Below are 19718 nucleotides of genomic sequence, written 5' to 3'. Positions count from 1 at the left end.
GCCTTGCAGCACAAACGAATGGTCATGGTAGGGACGTTGTGCCGTGGGCTATTATCGCGACTCTGCTGATCTATCGTTGAAATCGGACAATTACTGCCATGGCCTGGTTAGCCCCCGACGCCCACTTCGATCCCGATGCATTCGATGCGTCGGTAGTGGGCATCTGCTCGGCCCTGGGCGACCACGACTCCGGGCGCCACCGGCATGGCCGCGGACAGCTGCTGTTCACCCGTCAGGGCTGCGTGCGTATCCAGACGCCCGGGCGCCTGTGCCTGTTGCCGCCGACCCAGGCAGCGTGGATTCCGGCAGGGCTGGAGCACCGCGCGCGCATGCGCGAAACGGTGGACTATCGCTCGCTCTACTTCAGCACCGCGCTCAGCGTGGGGCTGCCCGACGAGGTGACGATCATCAGCGTCAACCCGATGCTGCGCGAACTGCTCGAACGCATCGCCCAGGCGCCGTTCGACACGGCCTGGGACCAAGGCGACCAAACGCATTTGCTGGCGCTGTGTCTGGGTGAGTTGCGCCTTGCACCTCACCAACCGATGTTCCTGCCATTGCCTGGCGATAGGCGCCTGGCCGGGCTGGTCGAGCGACTCGAGCGCCTGCCGCCGGCGTTGGGTGAACTGGCGCAACAAGTCGGTGCCAGCGAGAAGACCATCAGCCGCCTGCTGCGCCGGGACACTGGCATGTCCTATCAGCAATGGCGCCAGCAGTGGCGGCTGTTGCGTGCGCTGGAGCAGCTGGCATTGCAGCGGCCACTGGGCGCTATCGCCGACGACCTGGGGTTCGCCAGCGACAGTGCGTTCATTGCCTTCTTCCGCGGCATGACCGGCACCACGCCAGGGGCCTGGAACCGTGGCGCGGCTACAGGCCCAGACAGGCCTGGCGATAGGCCCCCGGCGTAACGCCATAGGCCTGCTTGAACTGGCGGCTGAGGTGGCTCTGGTCGGCGAAGCCCAGGGTCACGGCGACCTCCAGTGCCGGCAGGCCGCTGCGCAGCAGCTCGCGGGCGCGGGCCAGGCGGCGCTGCTTGAGCCAGGCGTGGGGCGGCAGGCCGGTGGCCTGGCGGAACACCCGGGCGAAGTGGAACGGCGACAGGTTCACCGCCGCCGCCAGGGCTTCCAGCGAGGGCGGCTCGGCCAGTTGGCTCTCCAGCAGCTCGCGGGCACGAGCCACGGCCAGTGGCTCGTTGCCGGGGGCGGCGGGTTCGGCGCAGTGGCCATGGCGTTGCACCAGCGCCAGTACCGCCTGGCGCCAGGCGGTCTGCTGCTCCAGGGCGCTGGCGCAGGACTCGGACAGCTTGTGCAGCTGGCTGAAGGCGGCGGCCAGGGCCGGGTCCTGGATCACGCTGTCCTTGAACCGGGGCAGGCCGTGGCGGCCAAGCTCCAGTTCGTCGAGCACGCCGCTGACCCGCTCGTGCTCGGGGTAGAAGCCACGGTAGCGCCAGCCGGCCTCGTGGGCGGTGGCGCCGGTGTGCAGTTCGTCGGGATTGATCAGCACCATGCTGCCCACCGGCGCCAAATGCTCGCTGCCGCGGTGCCAGAAACGCTGGGCGCCGGACTCGATCACGGTGAACACGTAGCCTTCGTGCACATGTGGGGCGAAGCGCTGCTGGATGTAGCGGGCGTGCAGCATCTCGACGTCGCCGAGGGCGGGCGCCTGCCACAGGTGGGCCTGTTCGCGCAGGGGCGTGCTCATGCCAGCCAGCTGCGCAGAAGGAAGAAGATCAGCATGCTCGCCAGCATGCTCAGCAATACGCTGCGGGTCAACAGCACCAGGGCGATCGCCACCACCGAGCCGAGCAGGTAAGGGTTGAGCGGGCTCAACTCAAGCTGGTGGCCGGGCAGGAAGATGATCGGCCCGCAGATCGCGGTGAGCATGCCGGGCACGGCGAAGCCGAGGAACTGCCGCGCGTTGGAGCTCAGGCGCAGCGGCAGGCGTGGTTCGAGGAAGGCGTAGCGGTTGAGAAACACCGCCGCGCCCATGGCGACGATCAGCAGCCAGATCATGAGCGGCCTCCGGAGAATTTCTGGCAGACGAACCCGGCGGCCATGCCCAGCAGGCCGGCTGCCACCAGGGCAGTTTCCCAGTGCCAGTAGCTGAACAGCACCGAGCAGAACAGCGACACCGCCACGCACACCACGGTCGGCAGGTTGCGCACCAGCGGCGCGATCAGCGCAACGAAGGTGGCGACGATGGAGAAGTCCAGGCCCAGCTGGTCCAGATGTGGAATGTTCTGGCCGAGGATGATGCCGGCGAGGGTGAACAGGTTCCAGGCCACGTAGAAGGTCAGGCCGACCCCAAGGGCGTACCAGCGGTTGAACTGCTGCTGGTCGTGGTGGCTGGTCAGGGCGAAGAACTCGTCGGTAAGCAGAAAGCCCAGGCCCAGGCGCCAGCGGGTCGGCAAGCCGGACATCACCGGGCGCATGGACAGCCCGTAGAGCAGGTGCTGCGAGGTCAGCAGCAGGGTGGTGAGCAGGATCGACAGCAGGTTGGCGCCGCCCTTGAGCATGCCGATGGCCACCAGTTGCGCGGCACCGGCGAAGACAATGGCCGACAGGCCCTGGCCTTGCCAGGCGCTGAGGTTGGCTTCGATGGCCATGGAGCCGGCCAGCAGGCCCCAGGGCGCGACGGCCAAGGACAGCGGCAGGATGGCGATGGCGCCATGGAGAAAGGCGTGGCGGGCGAGCGGAGGGCTGGACATGGGAACGACAACGAATCGACAGGGCAGGCCAGCATGACAGACAGCTCCGAGGGTGGCTTGAACGATCTTGCTTTGTTGTCGCCGCTCCCCAAGCTTTGCGCAATCCCTGTATGAGACCGCGGTTGTGGCTTCAGCGCAGCTCGACCTGCGCGCACAGCCCGCCTTCGGCGCGGTTGCGCAAGGTCAGGCTGCCGCCCATGGCCTGGGTCAGTTGCTGGGCGATCGCCAGTCCCAGTCCGGTGCCGCCAGTGCTGCGGTTGCGCGAGCCTTCGACCCGGTAGAACGGTTTGAGCACGTCGTCGAGCTCCGCCTCGGGAATCCCCGGGCCATCATCGAGCACACGGATCAGTGTCACGCCGTTCTCGCAGCCCACCTCGAGCTGCGCGGCGCCGGCGAACTTGAGAGCATTGTCCACCAGGTTAACCAGTACCCGGCGCAGGGCATGGGGGCGGGTTTGCAGGGTAGCCTGGGCGCTGCCGTGGCGGTCCACCCGGGCGCCGCTGTCCTGGTAGTCGAACACCAGGCTGTCGAGGAAGGCGTCGAGGTTGACCCGGCATGGCGCCTCGGTGCCGCTGTCCATGCTGCGGGCATAGGCCACGCCTTCGCGCACCAGGTGCTCCATGGCGTCCAGGTCGTGCGCCAGCTTGTCCTTCTCGTGGCCGTCGTCCATCTGTTCGACGCGCAGCTTCATGCGCGTGATCGGCGTCTGCAGGTCATGGGAGATGGCAGCGAGCAGCTGCATGCGTTCCTTGAGGTAGGCGCCGATGCGCGCCTGCAGCGCGTTGAAGGCCACGGCGGCGTAGCGCACCTCGCGCGGGCCGCTTTCGTCCAACTGCGGGCCGGGGCTGTTCGGATCAAGGTTGTCCACCGCCTGGACCAGGCGGGTCAGCGGGCCGATGGCCAGGCGCACCGCCAGCCAGGTACAGGCCAGCAGCACCGCCAGCTGGATCAGCAGCACCACCGGCAGCCAGGTGGCCACCGGTACCGGGGCGGGGGTGACGTCGATGGTCAGCGGCGCGCCGTCGGCCAGGCGCAGGTGGGCCTGGAAGTGCGCGTTGGGGCCGGGAATCTCCTGGAAGGTCAGGGCGTAGCGGTCGCCGATGGCCTTGACGATGGATTCGGCGGCCATGGGTGGGTCGGCGCTGGGCATGGCTTCGCCGGGCAGGCCACCGTCCAGGCGGTAGCGGTAGGTGCGCCGCTCCAGGCGCGACAGCCAGGCCGGCCGTTCGGCGGCGGGCAGGCGGTCGAGGATGGCCACCGAGGTCGAGACGTCCAGCTCCAGGTTGCTGAGCATCATCGAGCGGCTGCTGATAAAACGTTCGTAGGCTTGCAGGCTGAACGACAGGCCGTAGGCCAGCACCAGCCCGGTGAAGAAGATCAGGGCCAGGCGCGAGGCCAGGGTGCGCGGCCATTTCATGCCGGCGACTCCAGCAGCTGTACCGGCAGCGAGAACACGTAGCCCTCGCTGCGCACGGTCTTGATGCAGGTGGGTTCGCGGGCGTCGTCACCCAGGCGCTGGCGCAGGCGGCTGACCAGCAGGTCGATGGAGCGATCGAAAATGTCCGCCTCGCGGCCCTGGGTGAGGTTGAGCAACTGTTCGCGGCTGAGCACCCGCTGCGGATGGTCGAGGAATACCCGCAGCAGGCGGTACTCGGCGCCCGACAGCGCCACCAGGGTGCCTTCGTTGTCGAGCAGGTGGCGGGCGGTGGTGTCCAGGCGCCATTGGCCGAAGGCGATCAGCCGGCTGCTTTCGCTGATGGTGAGGTTCGGCGGCAGCATGCGCGTGCGGCGCAGCACGGCGTTGATCCGCGCCAGCAGCTCGCGGGCGGAGAACGGCTTGGTCAGGTAGTCGTCGGCGCCCATCTCCAGGCCGATGATGCGGTCGGTCTCGTCGTTGCGCGCGGTGAGCATCAGCACCGGCGTGTTGCGGTGCTTGCCGGCGCGCAGTTCGCGGCACAGCAGCAGGCCGTCGTCGCCGGGCATCATGATGTCGAGGACGATCAGGTCGACGGCGTTGTTTTCCAGGAAGGCGCGCATCTGCCGGCCATCGGCAACGATGCTGGTGCGCAGGCCGTTCTTCTTCAGGTAGTTGCCGACCAGTTCGCGGATCTCGCGGTCGTCGTCGACGACCAGGATGTGATCGGCGTGTTCCATCGGGATGTCCTTGTACGTGGGGAATGGGCGCAGTGTACCGAGCGGATCCGGACTTGCCTGCCCAGGTTTGTATTGCAGTGTATCTGTTGGCGGCACAGATACAGGAAGAAGCACGAAGGGCACTGGGCGGACACAAGCGGGATACCTGGCAGGCGTGAAATGGCTCTCGACCGGGGAGTGAAGCCTCCCCACACAAGACCTCGTATCAGGAGACACGCCATGACTATCAAGACCCTCGCCAGCGCCGCCCTGTTCGCCGTGCTCGGCCTTGGCTCCCTGGCTGCCCAGGCCAGCAGCAGCTCGCTCAATGACGCCAGCGTGATGCAATACCGCTACGGCGACCGGCTGGACGTCAAGAAGGTGCTGTCGGTCAAGGACGAGCGCAGCAATGCCTGCGGACCGGTGCAGACCCGCATGGACTACCTCGATTCCCAAGGCAAGCCGCAGAGTGTCGAGTATCGCTCCTACGCCACCAGTGGTTGCCATGACAACTAAGGCGCGCGGCAAGCGCCGCCTGCTCAAGGCCGGCGGCGTGGCCCTGGCCCTGCTCGGACTGGGCCTGGCTGGCCACCTGCTGGCCCGCGACAGCTACGGTCCCATGCCGTCGCTGGCGGGGGCCGAGCAATGGCTCAACTCGCCGCCGCTGGATGGCCCGGCGCTCAAGGGCAAAGTGGTGCTGGTGGACTTCTGGACCTACGACTGCATCAACTGCCGGCGCAGCCTGCCCCATGTCAACGACTGGGCGCGGCGCTACGGCGAGCAGGGCCTGGTGGTAGTCGGGGTGCACACGCCGGAGTACGACTATGAGCGCGATGTGGGCAATGTACGGGCACAGGTGCAGCAGTTGGGGATCGGGTACCCGGTGGCGGTGGACAATGGCTACCGGATCTGGAACGCCTGGGGCAACCAGTTCTGGCCGGCGCATTACTTTGTCGATCGCAAGGGGCAGGTGCGTCATGTGCACTTTGGCGAGGGGGATTACGCGGGGCAGGAGCGGGTGATTCAGGCGTTGCTGGATGAGCAGGGGTGATCCGTTGCCTGCTCCGGCCCTGTCGCGGGGCCGGATCACTCGCCCAGCCGCTGCTCCCGCGACGGCGGATAACCAAAATACGCCGCATAGCACTTGCTGAAGTGCGACACCGAGACGAACCCGCAGGCCACCGCCACCTCCATCACCGACAGGTCCGAATACTGCAGCAGCCGCCGGCTCTTGGTGATGCGCAGTTCCATGTAGTAACGCCGGGGCGAGGTGCCCAGCTGGGCCTGGAACAGCCGGTCGATCTGCCGCCGCGAGCGCCCGGAGTAGACGGCCAGCTGATCGAGGCTCAGGGTTTCCTCGAGGTTGTTCTCCATCAGCTCGACGATGGTGCGCAGGTGCAGGCTCATGGACTTCTTCGCCCCGGGCCCGACCTGGCGATAGCGCGCTCCGGAGAACGACAGGATCTCCTCGACGCCTTCGGCCAGGGCATCGCCGTACAGCCGCCGCACCAGGCCGAGCATCAGCTCCATGGCGCCGTTGGGGCTGGCGGCGCTCAGGCGGTCGCGGTCGAGGGTGAAGCTGGCCGGGGTGATGCGCGTCTGCGGGCTGATCTCGGCCAGGCTGGCGCGCTGCTCGGGGTGCACGCTGCAGCCGTAGTCGTCGAGCACCCCGGCACGCCCGAGGAACCAGGCGCCGTTCCATAGCCCGGCGAGGGTCATGCCGTGGCTGGCGCAGTCGGCCAGCAGGCGGTCGAGGTCGGGGTATTTCAGCGGTGTGCGCAGGCCGCCGCAGATCACCAGCAGGTCGAGGTCCTGCAGGCTGCGCGGTTCGAGCGGGCTGGCCACCAGCTCCAGGCCCAGGTCGCTGAGCACGCGATCGCCCGCCAGCGACAGCGGGGTGGAGGTGAAACTGTCGGCGCGCAGCAGGTTGGCGGTGACCAGCACGTCCATCGCCACGGTGAAGCTGGCCATGGAGAAGTGCTCGAGCAGGACGAAGTCCACGCGATAGGGGCGCTGGCTGCCGGCGTCACCGGACTTGAGCCGCAGCATGTTGCTGGTGCTGGTCTTCTTGCTGAACTGGCGTGGCGTGGGCACTGCGGACTCCGCTTCCTGGCTGGCGGGGACGAGTGTGCGGTGAGGCGCGGGGAAAGACAACAGGGGCGCTGGCTGGCGCCGAAAGCACAGCGCCCCCTCCGGAGGGGGCGCCGGTCATGCAACGCGGGACTTAGAAGTCGCCGCGCAGGGTGAACATGTAGCTGCGCGGCGTACCGTAGGTGGTGCCGCGGGTCCAGTAGCCCATCGAGTCGAAGTACTTGCGGTCGAACAGGTTCTCGACGTCCACGCCCACGGTCCAGTGCTCGTCGAGCTTGTAGGCGGCGCGCGCGTCGAAGATCGCCCGGCCGCTGTTGTAGGCTTCGTTGCCCTTGTCGACGTAGGAGTTCTGCGCCGAGACGCCGCCACCGATGCTCAGGCGGCTCCACTCGCCCGGCAGGGTGTAGTTGGTGTTCAGGCGCAGCATGTGTTTCGGCGTCTGCGCGGAGATCGGGCCGCCGTCGGAGGAGCTGGTGGTGTTGTAGGTGTAACCGGCAGCCACCTGCAGGCCCGGCAGCAGTTCACCGCTGGCCTCCGCTTCGAAGCCCTTGCTGCGGTTGATGCCGTCGCTGTTGACCCAGCAGCGACCGGCCACGTCGTTCTGGCATTTGCCGTCGTTTTCCCAGTCGCGTGCGGCAACGTCTTCCTGTTCGATGTAGAACACGGCGAAGGACACGTTCAGGCGCTTGTCGAACAGCTCACCCTTGATACCGGTTTCGGAGTTGGTACCCGTGGAGGGGTCCAGCATGCTACCGGCGGCGGTGCGGTAGTTGGCCTGCGGCTGGAAGATATCGGCGTAGCTGGCATACCAGGACCACTGGTCGTTCAGGTCATAGATCACGCCAGCGAAGGGAGTGAACTCGTGTTTCTGCTCGTTGGTCGTGACCAGGTCGCCATCCCAGGCCTCGGTCTTGTACCAGCTCAGGCGCGCACCGAGTACGAAGCTCAGGTCCTCAGTCGCGCGCAGGCGCGTGCTGAGGTAGGTGCCGTAACGGGTGTCGATGGTGTCGTCCTTGTAGTCCCAGCCCTGGCGTGCCAGCTTGGGAATGTTGCTGTGGCTGGGATCGAACACGTTCAGTGGGATAGGTGTCGGCAGGTATTCGGTACGGTCCTTGTCGTTCATCTTGCGTTTGGACCAGTTGGCGCCCAAGGTCACCTGATGGGTCAGGCCGAAAGCTTCGAAGGTACCGTCCAGATGGCCGTCGACGGCGTTGGAGGTGACGTCGAACTTGTGGTAGCTGACATCCTTGACCACCGGCCCGCCAGCTGCGCCGTACTCCAGGGTGTCATCCGCACTCCACTCGATGGCGCTGCGGTTGTAGCCGCCCTCGGAGTGCGACAGCGCCAGCTTGCCACTCCAGTTGTCGTTGAAGCGGTGGGTGATGTCGCCGAACACCTCGTCCATATCAGTCTGCAGCGTGGCCCAGTCCTGCCCCAGGAAGGTCGAGCGCTTCAGGTGCGGGTTGCTGCCATCGGGATTGTTCGGGATGCCCAGTACGCTGTAGCCGTCGATGCGCGAGGTCTGGCGGCGCAGGCCCAGGCCAACGGTGGTGGCATCGCTCAGGTCGGCTTCGACGATACCGTACAGCAGCGGCCGCTTGGACTTGGTCACGTCGGTGAAGTAGCCGCGGTCCTCATAGGAGGCGACCATGCGCCCACGTAGGGTGCCTTCGGGGTTGAGCCGGCCACTGGCGTCCAGGTCCAGGCGGTAGTTGTCCCAGGAGCCGGCACGGGTGGTGACGGAAAAGCGTGGATCGGCGGTCGGGCGCTTGCGCACCAGGTTCACCGCGCCACCCGGGTTGCCCGCACCCACCAGCAGCCCGGAGGCGCCGCGCAGCACTTCGACGCGGTCGAACACCGCCATGTCCGGGGTCATCCAGCCGGTGTAGGCGTACGCCTGGCCAGGCACGCCATCGACCATGTAGCTGTCGTCGGTGAGGTCGAAGCCACGGGAGCTGAAGTGGTGGTTGCCGTAGCCGCGGTTGGCGCGGGTGATACCCGTGGTCTGGGCCATCACCTGGTCCAGCGATACCAGGTTCTTGTCATCCATCAACTTGCGGGTGACCACGGTTACCGACTGCGGGGTTTCACGCAGGGACTGCGCGGTCTTGCCGATAGTCACCGCGCCGGTGGTGTAGGAGTTAGTACCTTCGGTAGTGGCACCCAGCACCTGGCCGTTGATGGTGGTGGCGTCCAGGGTCATGGCCGAGCCGGACTCCGCCGCACCGCTGATGATCAGGGTGTTGTCCTGCACGCTGTAGCGAATCCCGCTGTTCCGGAGCAGCTCCCCAGCTGCCTGGGTTGGCGAGAAGCGGCCCTTGACCGGGCTGCTGCGCAGACCCTGGACGGTCTCGGGGCTGAACAGCACCTGCAGGTTGCCCTGGCGACCCAGCTCTTGCAGGGCACTGGCCAGCGACTGGGCCGGGATGTCGAAGTCCTGCTCCTGGGCCTGCACCTGGGCGGCCAGCGGCAGGGACAAGGCCAGGCCGAGGGTGGCCATGGCCGGGGAAGAGCGCAGCATCCGGCGCAGCATCAACGCTTTGCTCAAAGGGGTCAGGGTGTTGGCTGGTATTGGCATTTTTATGCTCTGGCTCAAGGTACGCAAAGTAAATGAAAATTATTCCGTTGCGAGTAGGACGCATGCGAATGCCAAAACCGGAAAAATAATTATTACGGTTGGTAGAGGCGTGACCTGCGACTTCCCTGTGGGCAGGGTTGATTCGGCGTGCGGCAATAGGGGAACGAGCGGTGCGACGGGGAATTTAAGCGGCGGGCGGCGCCAGGGCGCCGCCCGTGAGAGGGCGTCAGGCGGGCAGGGCGGGTTCCTGGTTGCGCTCCACCAGGATCTTGCCGCTGTGCATGCGCACCAGCTGGTCGGCCACCGGGAAGTAGCGGTCGTCATGGGAGATGACGATGATGGTCTTGCCCTGCTGCTTCAGCTCCGGCAGCAGCTCGGTGTAAAACACCCGGCGGAAGGCCGGGTCCTGGTCGGCGGCCCACTCGTCGAATACCAGCACCGGACGCTGGTCGAGCCAGGCGTTGATCAGCGCCAGGCGCTTGCGCTGGCCGGTGGACAGGTCGGTGGTGGTGAAGCTGCCGTCGCGGATCCCGACCTTGTGCGCGATGTCCAGGCGTTCGAGGTACTTGGCGGCCTCCGGTGGCAGCTCGGCGAGGCCCGGCAAGGGTTCGTCGAACAGGTAGTAGTCGGCGAAGATGGTGGTGAACAGCTGGCGGTAGTCGTCCAGGTGCTGCGGCGTGACCGTCTCGCCGTTGAGGCGGACCTCGCCCTGCTGTGGGGTGTACAGGCCCAGCAGTAGCTTGATCAGGGTGGTCTTGCCGCAACCGTTCTCGCCGACGATGAAGACGATGTCGCCCTGGCGGATGGTCAGGTCCACCGGGCCGAGATGGAACGGCTGGCTGCCCTCGACTTGGGGATAGTCGTAGCGCAGCTGGCGCAGTTCGATGGAGGCGACCTCGGTCACTTGCGGTACGCGGTCGCTGACCAGCAGGTGCGGCTCGGGCGATGAGAAACGCTGGGACAACTCGGCGATGCGGCGCAGGGCGATCTGCGCCCGGCTGATGCTCGGCAGGTTGTTGATCAGTTGTTCCAGTGGTCCCTTCATATACAGCATCACCAGCACAAAGCCGCCCAGCACGGTGCGGTCGGTGCTCGGCCACAGGGCCTGGAAGGCGATGGCGATGCCGATCACGGCGAAGAACAGCATCGAGCCGAAGGTCTCGGCGCTGACGAAGATGTTCGCCGCGCGGATGTTGGCCTTGCTGATGCGCTCGGTGGCACCGTGGATCAGCTGGTCGTGCATGTGCTGGCGGCGCTTGCGCTGGATACGCAGTTCCTTGGCGCCGCCAGAGAGGGCCTGGTAGTGCTTCTGCAGCTCGTCCTCGTTGTTGCGCGCGGTAAGGATGTTCTTCATGCCGTAACGGTGGGCGAGGAACTGCGCGCCGGTGCCGATCACCACGGTCAGCACGGTGACCAGCAGGATTTGCCAGGACAACAGCGCCAGGTAGGACAGGCAACCGAGGGTGACGGTGAAGGCGATGACCATCGGCGCCACCGACAGGGCGAAGGCACTGATGGTGCTGACGTCGTTGAGCAGCACCGGGATCAGGCGGTGGGCGCGGTAGCGCTCCAGTTGCGCGATCGGCGCCACCAGCACCTTGGCGGCCAGCTCGCGGCGCAGGCGCGCCACCACCTTCTGACCGACGTAGTTGGTCAGAAGGTTCGAGCCGGTGGAGCAGGCCAGGGTCAGCAGGCACAGGCCGCCGAACAGCAGGGCGGTGCGGGTGTCCGGCCCGCCTGCGGCGTTCATCGCGCTGTTGATGGTGGCCAGCAGGGCGGTGACGCTCAGGCCGCTGACCACGCCGAGGGCCGCCGAAAGCGCGACCAGCATCCAGAACGGCTTGAGTATCCGCAGGGTTTCCTGGGCGAGGCTGGGGGTCGTGGACGTCATGGAGTCATCTCGTGAGTATTCGTTGGCGCAGGGCGGCGGACCAGACCCTGATCTTGGTAGACGAGAGGGTTTTGCGCGGATTTAGTGGCGAGGCGGATCCGGCGCCGGGGCGCCGGAGGCAGGGCGGGCGTTACAGCTCGCGGGCGACACGGAAACCGATCCAGTCGCCGCGCAGGGTGGAGCTGCGCTCGTTGCGATTGCCCGAACGGGAGAAGATCGGCGCCTCGGTGTAGTCGTTGCCGCGGATCACCCGGCGGTCCTCGCATTCGCTGCTGTTGGTCTGCGGGCTGCCGTCGGTGGGGGCGGTGGCGTAGCTGTCGACGTAGCAGTCGCGGGTCCACTCGTAGACATTGCCGTGGCCGTCGTAGACGCCGTAGGCGTTGGGCGGGAAGCTGCCGACAGGCGAGGTGAAGGAGAAGCCGTCCGTGGGACCGTAGGTGTTGGCGTGCTTGGAGATCTGGTACTTCTGCTCGTCGTTGTCATCAAGCGGGAAGGGGAATGGCCCGGTGCTGCCGCCGCGCACGGCGTATTCGCGCTGGGATTCGCTGAGCACCTTGTAGACCTTGCCGGTCTTCTTCGACAGCCAGGTGGCGTAGGCCTCGGCCTCGTGGAAGTTCAGGCACACGGCGGGCTGGCGGTCACCCTGCTGGTAGCGAGGCACGCCCGCGATGCATTCGCGGCCCGGGCGGGTGTCGCCGTTGGGGACCTTGTAGCCGCTGGCCTTGAGGTAGGCCTTCCATTCCCCGTTGGTGATCTGGTAGCGGCTGACGGCAAAGGCTTTCTTGAACGTCACTTCGTGCAGTGGGCCCTCGTCGTCCTGGCGACCTTTTTCGTCATCCGGGGTGCCCATCATGAAACTGCCGGCGGGCAGCACCACCATTTCCGGGCAGGTCTTGGCGCAGTCACGGAACACCGTGCCGGGTTTGTGCGCGGGCGCCGCGGCCAGGGCCGGCAGGCTGCAGGCGACCAGCAGGGCGGCCAGGGTGAGGCGGTTCAGGGGTGCGGTCATGGGGAAGCCTTGTTCAGGGTTGCTGGGCAGACAGCGGGAGTTCGTGCTGATGGACGAAATGAACGAGGCGATGTTTAAGGGGGATTTGTGTAAGTGTTTGACGAGAGAGGTGTGGCGCCTATGAGATCGAGCGCCGCGCGGGCGGCGCTCGATCTCGAGAGCGCTGCAAGGCTATCGTCCAGCGCCTGTTGTCGGCTCAACCCAACTCAAGCCAGATCGGCGCATGGTCCGAAGGCTTCTCCATCCCCCGCAGTTCATAGTCGACCCCGGCGGCCTTGAGCCGTGGCAGCAAGCCCTGGGAGGCCATGATCAGGTCGATGCGCAGGCCGCGCTTGGGCTCGTCCTCGAAGCCGCGGCTGCGGTAGTCGAACCAACTGAAGCGGTCGGCCACTTCCGGGTGCAGGTGGCGGAAGCTGTCGACCAGGCCCCAGCCCTTGAGCCGCTCCATCCACTCGCGCTCCTCGGGCAGGAAGCTGCACTTGCCGGTCTTCAGCCAGCGCTTGGCATTGTCTGCGCCGATGCCGATGTCGCAGTCCTGGGGCGAGATATTCAGGTCGCCCATCACCACGACGGGCTGGTCATTCTTGAACTGCCCTTCGAGCAGGGCCTGCAGGTCGCTGTAGAAGCGCTGCTTGGCCGGGAACTTGGTGGGGTGGTCGCGGCTTTCGCCTTGGGGGAAGTAGCCGTTCATGATGGTGATCGGCGTGCCGTCGGCATCGGCGAAGGTGCCCCAGATGAAGCGGCGCTGGGCGTCCTCTTCATCGCCGGCGAAGCCCTTGGACAACGACAGCGGCGCCTGTCGCGAGAGCAGGGCGACGCCATAGTGGCCTTTCTGGCCGTGGTAATGCACGTGGTAGCCGAGCGCCTCGACGTCGGCCAACGGGAACTGATCGTCGCTGACCTTGGTTTCCTGCAGGCCGATCACGTCCGGCTGGTGTTTGTCGATCAGCGCCGCCAGCTGGTGCGGACGGGCGCGCAGGCCATTGATGTTGAACGAGACGATCTTCATGGAAAGATGATCCTGGTAAAAAGCCACGGATGCTAGCCGACATCGCCGGCCACGGCCAGCATGGCGCCGCGCGGCGGGCGCTGCTAACGTGCTGGAGGAGGTGAACCCAGCGCCGGAATCTGGCTCCAAGGCACTGTACGCCCATTCCAGGAGGACTGCCCGCAATGCCCGACGTCATCGCCGCCCCGGCCCGGACCTGCCTGCTCGACGCCGGCTACGCCCGTGAGGCGCGTTCGCTGCTCTACCATGCCTATCGTCACGAGCCGACCTTTGCCTGGCTGTTCGAGGGCCAGCGTCCCGGCTACGAGCGCCGCCTGCGGGTGATGGTGCGCGAGTGGGTGCGCCAGCACTTCTATCTGCAACTGCCGGCGATCGGCCTGCTGCTGGAGGACCGCCTGATCGGCCTGGCGCTGATCGTGCCGCCGCAGCGGCGCTTGGGCGTGGCCGACAGCTGGGCTTGGCGCCTGCGCATGATCCTCGGTACCGGCCTGCGCTGTACCCGGCGCTACCTGGACTACCAGGCCGCGCTGGCCGGCTGCCTGCCGGGCGACAATGTCCACGTCCTGCCGTTGCTGGGCGTGCACCCGCAGTTCCAGGGCCAGCATTATGGGGAGCAACTGCTGCAGGCCGTGCACGACTGGTGCGCGGAGGACGCCAGCACCGAGGGTGTGGTGCTGGACACCGGCAATGCGCACTACCTGGCGTTCTACCAGCGCCAGGGCTATGAGGAGATCGGCGAGATCGCCGTAGGGCCGATCCGCGAACGGGTGTTCTTCCATCCCAATCCGCGCTCGTCGAGGGTGACGAACCTGTGACAGGCGTTTGCCGACAGCCCTCTTGACCCCTTTGCTCTGGTAGCATGCCGCGCATGACGTATTCAGGAAGACTTGGCTGGGGCCTGCTGTTGCTGGCCGCCAGCTCCATGGCATGGGCGCAGAGCGAATTGCTGGTGCGGGTCAAACCCGCCAACAAGGCGCTCAAGTCCAATATCGAAGGGTATATCGGCAGCCTGGGCGACCGCGACGAAGAAGCGCTGCTGCGTTTCAGCCGGGGCGCCGAGGAGCAGACGCGCAAGGCGGCCCAGGCCCTTGGCTACTACCAGGCGCGGGTCGAGACCGAGGTCAAGCCCGCAGGCGACAAGGACAAACCCGCGCAATTGATCATCCGGGTCGAGCCCGGCGAGCCTGTGCGTCTGCGCAACGTGACCGTGCGCATCGACGGGCCGGCCAGCGAGCTCAAGGTCTTTCGCATCCCCGACAGCAAGGCGCTGCGCCCGGGCGAGCAGCTCAACCACGGCACCTACGAGGATGCCAAGCGGCTGATCCAGAACCAGGCGTCGCGCTACGGCTTCTTCGCCGGGCGCTTCGAGCGCCAGCGCCTGGCGGTGGACCCGCAGGCCGGCGTGGCCGACATCGAGCTGGTCTACCAGAGCGGCCCGCGCTACCGTCTCGGCGCGGTGACCTTCGGCGGCGACGCGCCGCTGGACAACGACCTGCTGCAGCGCATGGTGTCGTTCAAGCCCGGTACCCCCTATGACTCAGAGCTGATCGCCGAACTCAACAACGACCTGCAATCGAGCGGCTACTTCGACAGCGTGCGGGTGGATGCCGCGCCCACCGCCGCGGTGGGCGAGGACATTCCGGTGGACGTGCGCCTCGATACCCGCAAGCCGCGTACCCTGGGCCTGGGCCTGGGCTTTTCCACCGACGTCGGGCCGCGTGGCAAGGCCAACTGGACCCGTCACTGGGTGAACCCGCAGGGCCACAGCTACGGCTGGGAAACCGAACTGTCGGCGCCCCGGCAGAACGTCGGGCTGTGGTATGACATCCCGCTGGATCCGCCGCTCACCGACAAGCTGCGCTTCGCTGGCGGCTACCAGAACGAGGAGATTTCCGGTACCGACACCTTGAGCAAGCTGCTCACCGTCGGCCCCGAGTGGCACAGCAAGCTGCCCAGTGGCTGGCAGCGCGTGATCTCGCTCAAGTACCAGCGTGAGGAGTACCGCCTGGGCGACGACTCGGGGCTGAGCAACCTGTTGATGCCAGGTGTCAGCTTTTCGTACCTGCGCAGCGACAACCGCATCGATCCGCACAACGGCTACCGCCTGCAGTTCGACCTGCAGGCGGCCAAGGAAGGCCTGGGTTCGGATACCAACCTGGTCCATGGCAACGTGCTGCTCAAGGGCCTGACCACGCTGGGCAAGCGCCATCGTTTACTGGGTCGCGTGCAGTTCGGCGGCAGCGCCACCAACGGCTACCAGCAGAACATCCCGCCGTCGCTGCGCTTCTTCGCCGGTGGCGACCAGAGCGTGCGCGGCTACGACTACCAGTCGCTGTCGCCGAAGAACAACCAGGGCGACCGCATCGGCGGCCGCTACCTGGTGGCCGGCAGTGCCGAGTATCAGTACTCGATCGCGGAAAAGTGGCGCCTGGCGACCTTCGTCGACCAAGGCAACTCGTTCAACTCGCTGGAGTTTCCCAGCCTCAAGACCGGCGTCGGCATCGGCGTGCGCTGGGTGTCGCCGGTGGGGCCACTGCGCCTGGACCTGGCCCGCGCACTGGATGACGACGGTGGTTTTCGCTTGCACTTCTCCATGGGGCCCGAGCTTTGATGCGTGTGTTCAAACCGATCCTGCTGGTACTGGCGGGCCTGCTGGTGCTGATCGTCCTGGCGCTGGGGCTGGTGCTCGGCACCCAGGCGGGCAGCCGCTGGGCGCTGGCGCGGGTGCCGGGGCTCGAGGTCAGCGATTTTACCGGCCGCCTTGGCGGCAGCTGGCAGGCCAGCCTGTTGCGCTGGTCTTCTGGCGACGATCGGGTCGAGCTGCTGGCGCCGCAGTTGGCCTGGTCGCCGGCCTGCCTGCTGCGTGCGACCCTGTGCGTCGAACGCTTGCAGGCCGAGCGCATCGACATGGCCTTTGCGCCGGGCGAAGACCAGCCCGACAGCGGTCCGCTGCAATTGCCAGCATTGAACCTGCCGCTGGCCATCGAGCTGGGCGAGGTCAAGGTGGGCCAGTTGCGCCTGGATGGCAGCGACCTGCTGGGCGACCTGAGCCTGGCGGCCCACTGGACCGCCAGCGGGCTGCGGGTGGACAGCCTGCAACTGCGCCGAGACGATCTGCACCTGGACGTTCAAGGTGACCTGACGCCACGGGGTGACTGGCCACTGCAGCTGCAGGGCACGCTGCAACTGCCGACGGTGGATGGCAAGCCGTGGCAACTGGCCTTGAACGCCAAGGGCGAGCTGCAGAAGACCCTCGTCATCGAGGCCACCAGCAGCGGCTACCTGGACGCCCGGCTGAACGGCGAATTGCAGGCCCTGGCCGAGCACTTGCCGGCCCGCCTGAGCATCCGTTCGCAGGCTTTCAAGCCGGCCGGCGAGTTGCCCGACACCCTGCAACTGAACCAGCTCAAGCTTGACGCCCAGGGCGACCTGCTCAAGGGTTATCAACTCTCAGGCTCCGCCACCTTGCCCGCCGAGCAAGGCCCGGTGGGCCTGGTGCTGGCCGGCAAGGTGGACGCCAAGGGCGCCCGAATCGATGCCCTTGACCTCAATGCCAGCGACACGCAGCGCCTCAAGCTGCAGGCCAGCGCCGACTGGCAGCAGGACCTGAGCGCCGACGCCAGCCTCGACTGGCTGGACTTCCCCTGGTTGCGCCTGTATCCGCTGGAGCAGGCGCCCCAGGTCACCCTCAAGCGTTTCAACGCCCAGGTGCAGTACCGCGGCGGTAACTACAAGGGCGCGTTCAACGGCGATCTGGACGGCCCGGCGGGGGCCTTCACCCTGGCCAGCCCGTTCGAGGGCGACCTGGGCCAGGTACGCCTGCCGCAGCTGCTGCTCAGCGCGGGGCAGGGCAAGGCCGCGGGCAGTGTCGCCTTGCGCTTTGCCGACACCCTGGCCTGGGATGTCGACCTGCAATTGTCGGCGCTGGATCCGGCCTATTGGCTGGCGGAGCTGCCGGGCACCCTGGCCGGTCCGCTGCGCAGCCAGGGCGAGCTCAAGCACGAGCAGTTGGCGCTCAAGGCGCAACTGGACCTCAAGGGCCGCTTGCGTGGCCAGCCGGCGCTGGTCAAGGTAGACGCCGAGGGCGCCGGCGAGCGCTGGACCCTGGGTAGCCTGGCGGTACAGCTGGGAGACAACCGCATCACCGGCAGCGCCAGTCTGCAGCAACGCCTGTCCGGGCGCATCGACCTCGACCTGCCGCGCCTGGGTCAGCTCTGGCCGCAGCTGCAAGGGCAGGCCAAGGGCCGCCTGGACCTGGCCGGTACACTGGCCGCGCCCCAGGGCACCCTGGCCCTGCAGGGGCAGCAACTGGGCCAGGCCGACAACCGTGTGCAGCGCCTGGACCTGGACGCACGGCTGGACAACGCCCAGCGCGGCCAGCTGGCGCTCAAGGCCGGTGGGATTCGCTTGGGGGATACCGCCCTGGGCAGCCTCGAGGTGCAAGGCAAGGGCGATATCCGCCAGCAGGCCGTGACGCTGGCCCTCGACGGCCCGCAACTCAAGCTCGATCTGGCGCTGGACGGTGCGCTGAACAAGGGCGACTGGCGTGGCCGCCTGGCCAGCGGGCGCATCCAGGCCGGCGGCCAGGATTGGCAGTTGCAGGCGCCGGCGCGTCTGCAGCGCCTGGCCAGCGGCCAGCTCGACTTTGGCGCCCACTGCTGGCGCTCCGGCCAGGCCAGCCTGTGCGGCGAGGACCAGCGCCTGGCGCCGGAGCCGCGCCTGCGTTACCACCTCAAGCAGTTCCCGCTGGATAGCCTGGCGCAGTGGCTGCCCAAGGACTTCGCCTGGCAGGGCCTGCTCAACGCCGACATCAACCTCGATATCCCGGCCAGCGGACCCAAGGGCAGCATCCGCATCGATGCCGGCGGCGGTACCCTGCGCGTGCGCGACAAGGACCGCTGGATCGATTTCCCCTACCAGGTGTTGCGCCTGGACAGCACCCTGGCGCCGCGCCGGGTCGACACCCGCGTGGATTTCCGTGGCGAGCGCCTGGGCGAGGTGAACCTGAGTGCCCGCATCGACCCGCTGGGCCGCAACAAGCCGTTGTCCGGCGACTTCCGCCTGGCCGGGCTCGATCTGTCGGTCATCCGCCCGTTCCTGCCCATGGTCGAGCGTCTGGCCGGCCAGCTCAACGGCAGCGGGCGCCTGTCGGGCAGCCTGCTCGCACCCCAGGTCAATGGCAACCTGGCCTTGAGCGGCGGCGAAGTCAGCGGCGCGGAACTGCCGATCAGTCTCGAGGACCTGTCGCTGCAGGCACTGATCGCCGGCGAGCAGGTGCAGTTGAACGGCAACTGGCGCAGCGGCGCCGCCGGCCGTGGGCAATTGGCCGGTCACCTCACCTGGGGACAGGCGCTGGGCATGGACCTGCGCCTGCAGGGCCAGCAGCTGCCGGTCAGCGTCGAGCCGTACGCAGCGCTGGAAGTGGCGCCCGACCTGACCATCCGTCTGCTGGACGAGCGCCTGGCGGTGACCGGCAAGGTGCTGGTGCCCAAAGGCAAGATCACCGTGCGCGAACTGCCGCCGTCGACGGTCAAGGTCTCGGATGACACGGTGATCGTCGGTCACCAGACCGAACAGGGCACGCCGCCGATGGCGGTGGCCATGGACATCGATGTCGAGGTCGGCAGCGAAAAACTGTCGTTCAAGGGCTTCGGCCTCACCGCCAACCTGCTGGGGCATGTGCATATCGGCGATAACCTCGACACGCGCGGTGAACTGAGCCTGGCTGACGGGCGCTACCGGCAATACGGGCAGAACCTGACCATCCGCCGCGCTCGCTTACTGTTCGCCGGGCCCATCGACCAGCCGTACCTGGACATCGAGGCCATCCGCCAGGTCGATGACGTGATTGCCGGCATCCGCCTGAGCGGCAGTGCCGAGCAGCCGACCACCAAGGTGTTTTCGGAGCCGGCGATGAGCCAGGAGCAGGCATTGTCCTACCTGGTGCTGGGCCGTCCGTTGAACAGCTCCGGCGAGGACAACAACATGCTCGCCGAGGCGGCGCTGGGCCTGGGCCTGATGGGCAGTGCCGGCCTCACCGGCGGCCTGGCTTCCAATCTGGGCATCGACGACTTCCAACTCGACACCCAGGGCACGGGCAACAAGACCAGCGTGGTGGCCAGCGGCAACCTCACCGAGCGGCTCAGCCTGCGCTATGGCGTCGGCGTGTTCGAGCCCGCCAACACCATCGCCTTGCGCTACAAACTCAGCAAGAAGGTCTACCTCGAGGCCGCCAGCGGCCTGGCCAGCTCGCTGGATATCTTCTACAAGCGCGACTTCTAAACCAGGTGGAGTGCCTGC

Annotated in this window: 16 protein-coding genes; 6 read left to right on the top strand and 10 right to left on the bottom strand. The window is 67.0% G+C overall.

What is annotated here, in order from left to right:
* The first annotated feature begins 98 nt into the window (after positions 1–98).
* On the top strand, positions 99–908 hold the full coding sequence (locus K5H97_RS16120) for an AraC family transcriptional regulator (RefSeq protein ID WP_051555678.1): 810 nt from the start codon (positions 99–101) through the stop codon (positions 906–908).
* Here K5H97_RS16120 and K5H97_RS16115 read toward each other — a convergent pair.
* From K5H97_RS16115 to K5H97_RS16095, 5 genes are all read right to left on the bottom strand, one after another.
* Positions 868–1701, bottom strand: a complete 834-nt coding sequence (locus K5H97_RS16115; RefSeq protein WP_028690722.1) for an AraC family transcriptional regulator — start codon at positions 1699–1701, stop codon at positions 868–870. The genes K5H97_RS16120 and K5H97_RS16115 overlap by 41 nt on opposite strands.
* The gene (locus K5H97_RS16110) at positions 1698–2012 is read right to left on the bottom strand and encodes an AzlD domain-containing protein (protein WP_028690723.1); all 315 of its coding nucleotides are present in this window, start codon (positions 2010–2012) and stop codon (positions 1698–1700) included. The genes K5H97_RS16115 and K5H97_RS16110 overlap by 4 nt, the downstream gene beginning before the upstream one ends.
* Positions 2009–2707, bottom strand: a complete 699-nt coding sequence (locus K5H97_RS16105; protein WP_028690724.1) for an AzlC family ABC transporter permease — start codon at positions 2705–2707, stop codon at positions 2009–2011. The genes K5H97_RS16110 and K5H97_RS16105 overlap by 4 nt, the downstream gene beginning before the upstream one ends.
* Before the next feature lie 130 nt (positions 2708–2837).
* Positions 2838–4124 (bottom strand): sensor histidine kinase, encoded by a 1287-nt coding sequence (locus K5H97_RS16100; protein ID WP_028690725.1) that lies wholly within the window; start codon positions 4122–4124, stop codon positions 2838–2840.
* Positions 4121–4861, bottom strand: a complete 741-nt coding sequence (locus K5H97_RS16095; RefSeq protein ID WP_028690726.1) for a response regulator — start codon at positions 4859–4861, stop codon at positions 4121–4123. Before K5H97_RS16095 ends, K5H97_RS16100 begins: the two co-directional genes overlap by 4 nt.
* A gap of 219 nt (positions 4862–5080) precedes the next feature.
* Here K5H97_RS16095 and K5H97_RS16090 point away from each other — a divergent pair, with 219 nt between their 5' ends.
* Both K5H97_RS16090 and K5H97_RS16085 read left to right on the top strand, forming a co-directional pair.
* Positions 5081–5356, top strand: coding sequence for a DUF2790 domain-containing protein (locus K5H97_RS16090; protein WP_028690727.1), 276 nt, complete (start codon positions 5081–5083; stop codon positions 5354–5356).
* A gap of 19 nt (positions 5357–5375) precedes the next feature.
* Positions 5376–5891, top strand: coding sequence for a thioredoxin family protein (locus tag K5H97_RS16085; protein ID WP_028690728.1), 516 nt, complete (start codon positions 5376–5378; stop codon positions 5889–5891).
* 35 nt (positions 5892–5926) lie between these two features.
* Here K5H97_RS16085 and K5H97_RS16080 read toward each other — a convergent pair whose 3' ends face one another.
* The 5 genes from K5H97_RS16080 to xthA form a co-directional block, all read right to left on the bottom strand.
* Positions 5927–6934, bottom strand: coding sequence for a GlxA family transcriptional regulator (locus tag K5H97_RS16080; protein WP_028690729.1), 1008 nt, complete (start codon positions 6932–6934; stop codon positions 5927–5929).
* Between the two features lie 130 nt (positions 6935–7064).
* Positions 7065–9509 (bottom strand): TonB-dependent siderophore receptor, encoded by a 2445-nt coding sequence (locus K5H97_RS16075; RefSeq protein ID WP_028690730.1) that lies wholly within the window; start codon positions 9507–9509, stop codon positions 7065–7067.
* A 226-nt stretch (positions 9510–9735) separates the two neighbouring features.
* Positions 9736–11400, bottom strand: a complete 1665-nt coding sequence (locus tag K5H97_RS16070; protein ID WP_028690731.1) for a cyclic peptide export ABC transporter — start codon at positions 11398–11400, stop codon at positions 9736–9738.
* A gap of 130 nt (positions 11401–11530) precedes the next feature.
* Positions 11531–12409, bottom strand: a complete 879-nt coding sequence (locus K5H97_RS16065; protein ID WP_028690732.1) for a formylglycine-generating enzyme family protein — start codon at positions 12407–12409, stop codon at positions 11531–11533.
* A 196-nt stretch (positions 12410–12605) separates the two neighbouring features.
* Positions 12606–13418: an exodeoxyribonuclease III gene (gene xthA / locus K5H97_RS16060; RefSeq protein WP_028690733.1), complete on the bottom strand. Its 813-nt coding sequence runs from the start codon at positions 13416–13418 to the stop codon at positions 12606–12608.
* Positions 13419–13582: 164 nt separating this feature from the next.
* On the opposite strand from xthA, the gene K5H97_RS16055 reads away from it, so the two are divergent.
* From K5H97_RS16055 to K5H97_RS16045, 3 genes are read left to right on the top strand one after another with little or no spacing between them, the layout of a single operon-like run.
* Positions 13583–14233: a GNAT family N-acetyltransferase gene (locus K5H97_RS16055; protein ID WP_028690734.1), complete on the top strand. Its 651-nt coding sequence runs from the start codon at positions 13583–13585 to the stop codon at positions 14231–14233.
* Between the two features lie 53 nt (positions 14234–14286).
* Positions 14287–16029 carry an autotransporter assembly complex protein TamA gene (locus K5H97_RS16050; RefSeq protein WP_028690735.1) on the top strand — a complete coding sequence of 581 codons (1743 nt, stop codon included), beginning with the start codon at positions 14287–14289 and terminating at the stop codon, positions 16027–16029.
* The gene (locus K5H97_RS16045) at positions 16026–19700 is read left to right on the top strand and encodes a translocation/assembly module TamB domain-containing protein (protein WP_028690736.1); all 3675 of its coding nucleotides are present in this window, start codon (positions 16026–16028) and stop codon (positions 19698–19700) included. Before K5H97_RS16050 ends, K5H97_RS16045 begins: the two co-directional genes overlap by 4 nt.
* Positions 19701–19718 lie beyond the last annotated feature (18 nt).

Origin of the sequence: Pseudomonas mosselii (genome assembly GCF_019823065.1) — a bacterium.
GTDB lineage: Bacteria > Pseudomonadota > Gammaproteobacteria > Pseudomonadales > Pseudomonadaceae > Aquipseudomonas > Aquipseudomonas mosselii.
Note: the sequence above shows the minus strand (reverse complement) of the source record. Positions and strands in the feature narration are given on the sequence as shown.

Coding starts and splice junctions, on each gene's coding strand:
- K5H97_RS16075 (WP_028690730.1), bottom strand. CDS start 9,509: ATGCCAATACCAGCCAACACCCTGACCCCTTTGAGCAAAGCGTTGATG.
- K5H97_RS16055 (WP_028690734.1), top strand. CDS start 13,583: ATGCCCGACGTCATCGCCGCCCCGGCCCGGACCTGCCTGCTCGACGCC.
- K5H97_RS16120 (WP_051555678.1), top strand. CDS start 99: ATGGCCTGGTTAGCCCCCGACGCCCACTTCGATCCCGATGCATTCGAT.
- K5H97_RS16090 (WP_028690727.1), top strand. CDS start 5,081: ATGACTATCAAGACCCTCGCCAGCGCCGCCCTGTTCGCCGTGCTCGGC.
- K5H97_RS16065 (WP_028690732.1), bottom strand. CDS start 12,409: ATGACCGCACCCCTGAACCGCCTCACCCTGGCCGCCCTGCTGGTCGCC.
- K5H97_RS16050 (WP_028690735.1), top strand. CDS start 14,287: ATGACGTATTCAGGAAGACTTGGCTGGGGCCTGCTGTTGCTGGCCGCC.
- K5H97_RS16115 (WP_028690722.1), bottom strand. CDS start 1,701: ATGAGCACGCCCCTGCGCGAACAGGCCCACCTGTGGCAGGCGCCCGCC.
- K5H97_RS16100 (WP_028690725.1), bottom strand. CDS start 4,124: ATGAAATGGCCGCGCACCCTGGCCTCGCGCCTGGCCCTGATCTTCTTC.
- K5H97_RS16105 (WP_028690724.1), bottom strand. CDS start 2,707: ATGTCCAGCCCTCCGCTCGCCCGCCACGCCTTTCTCCATGGCGCCATC.
- K5H97_RS16070 (WP_028690731.1), bottom strand. CDS start 11,400: ATGACGTCCACGACCCCCAGCCTCGCCCAGGAAACCCTGCGGATACTC.
- K5H97_RS16110 (WP_028690723.1), bottom strand. CDS start 2,012: ATGATCTGGCTGCTGATCGTCGCCATGGGCGCGGCGGTGTTTCTCAAC.
- xthA (WP_028690733.1), bottom strand. CDS start 13,418: ATGAAGATCGTCTCGTTCAACATCAATGGCCTGCGCGCCCGTCCGCAC.
- K5H97_RS16095 (WP_028690726.1), bottom strand. CDS start 4,861: ATGGAACACGCCGATCACATCCTGGTCGTCGACGACGACCGCGAGATC.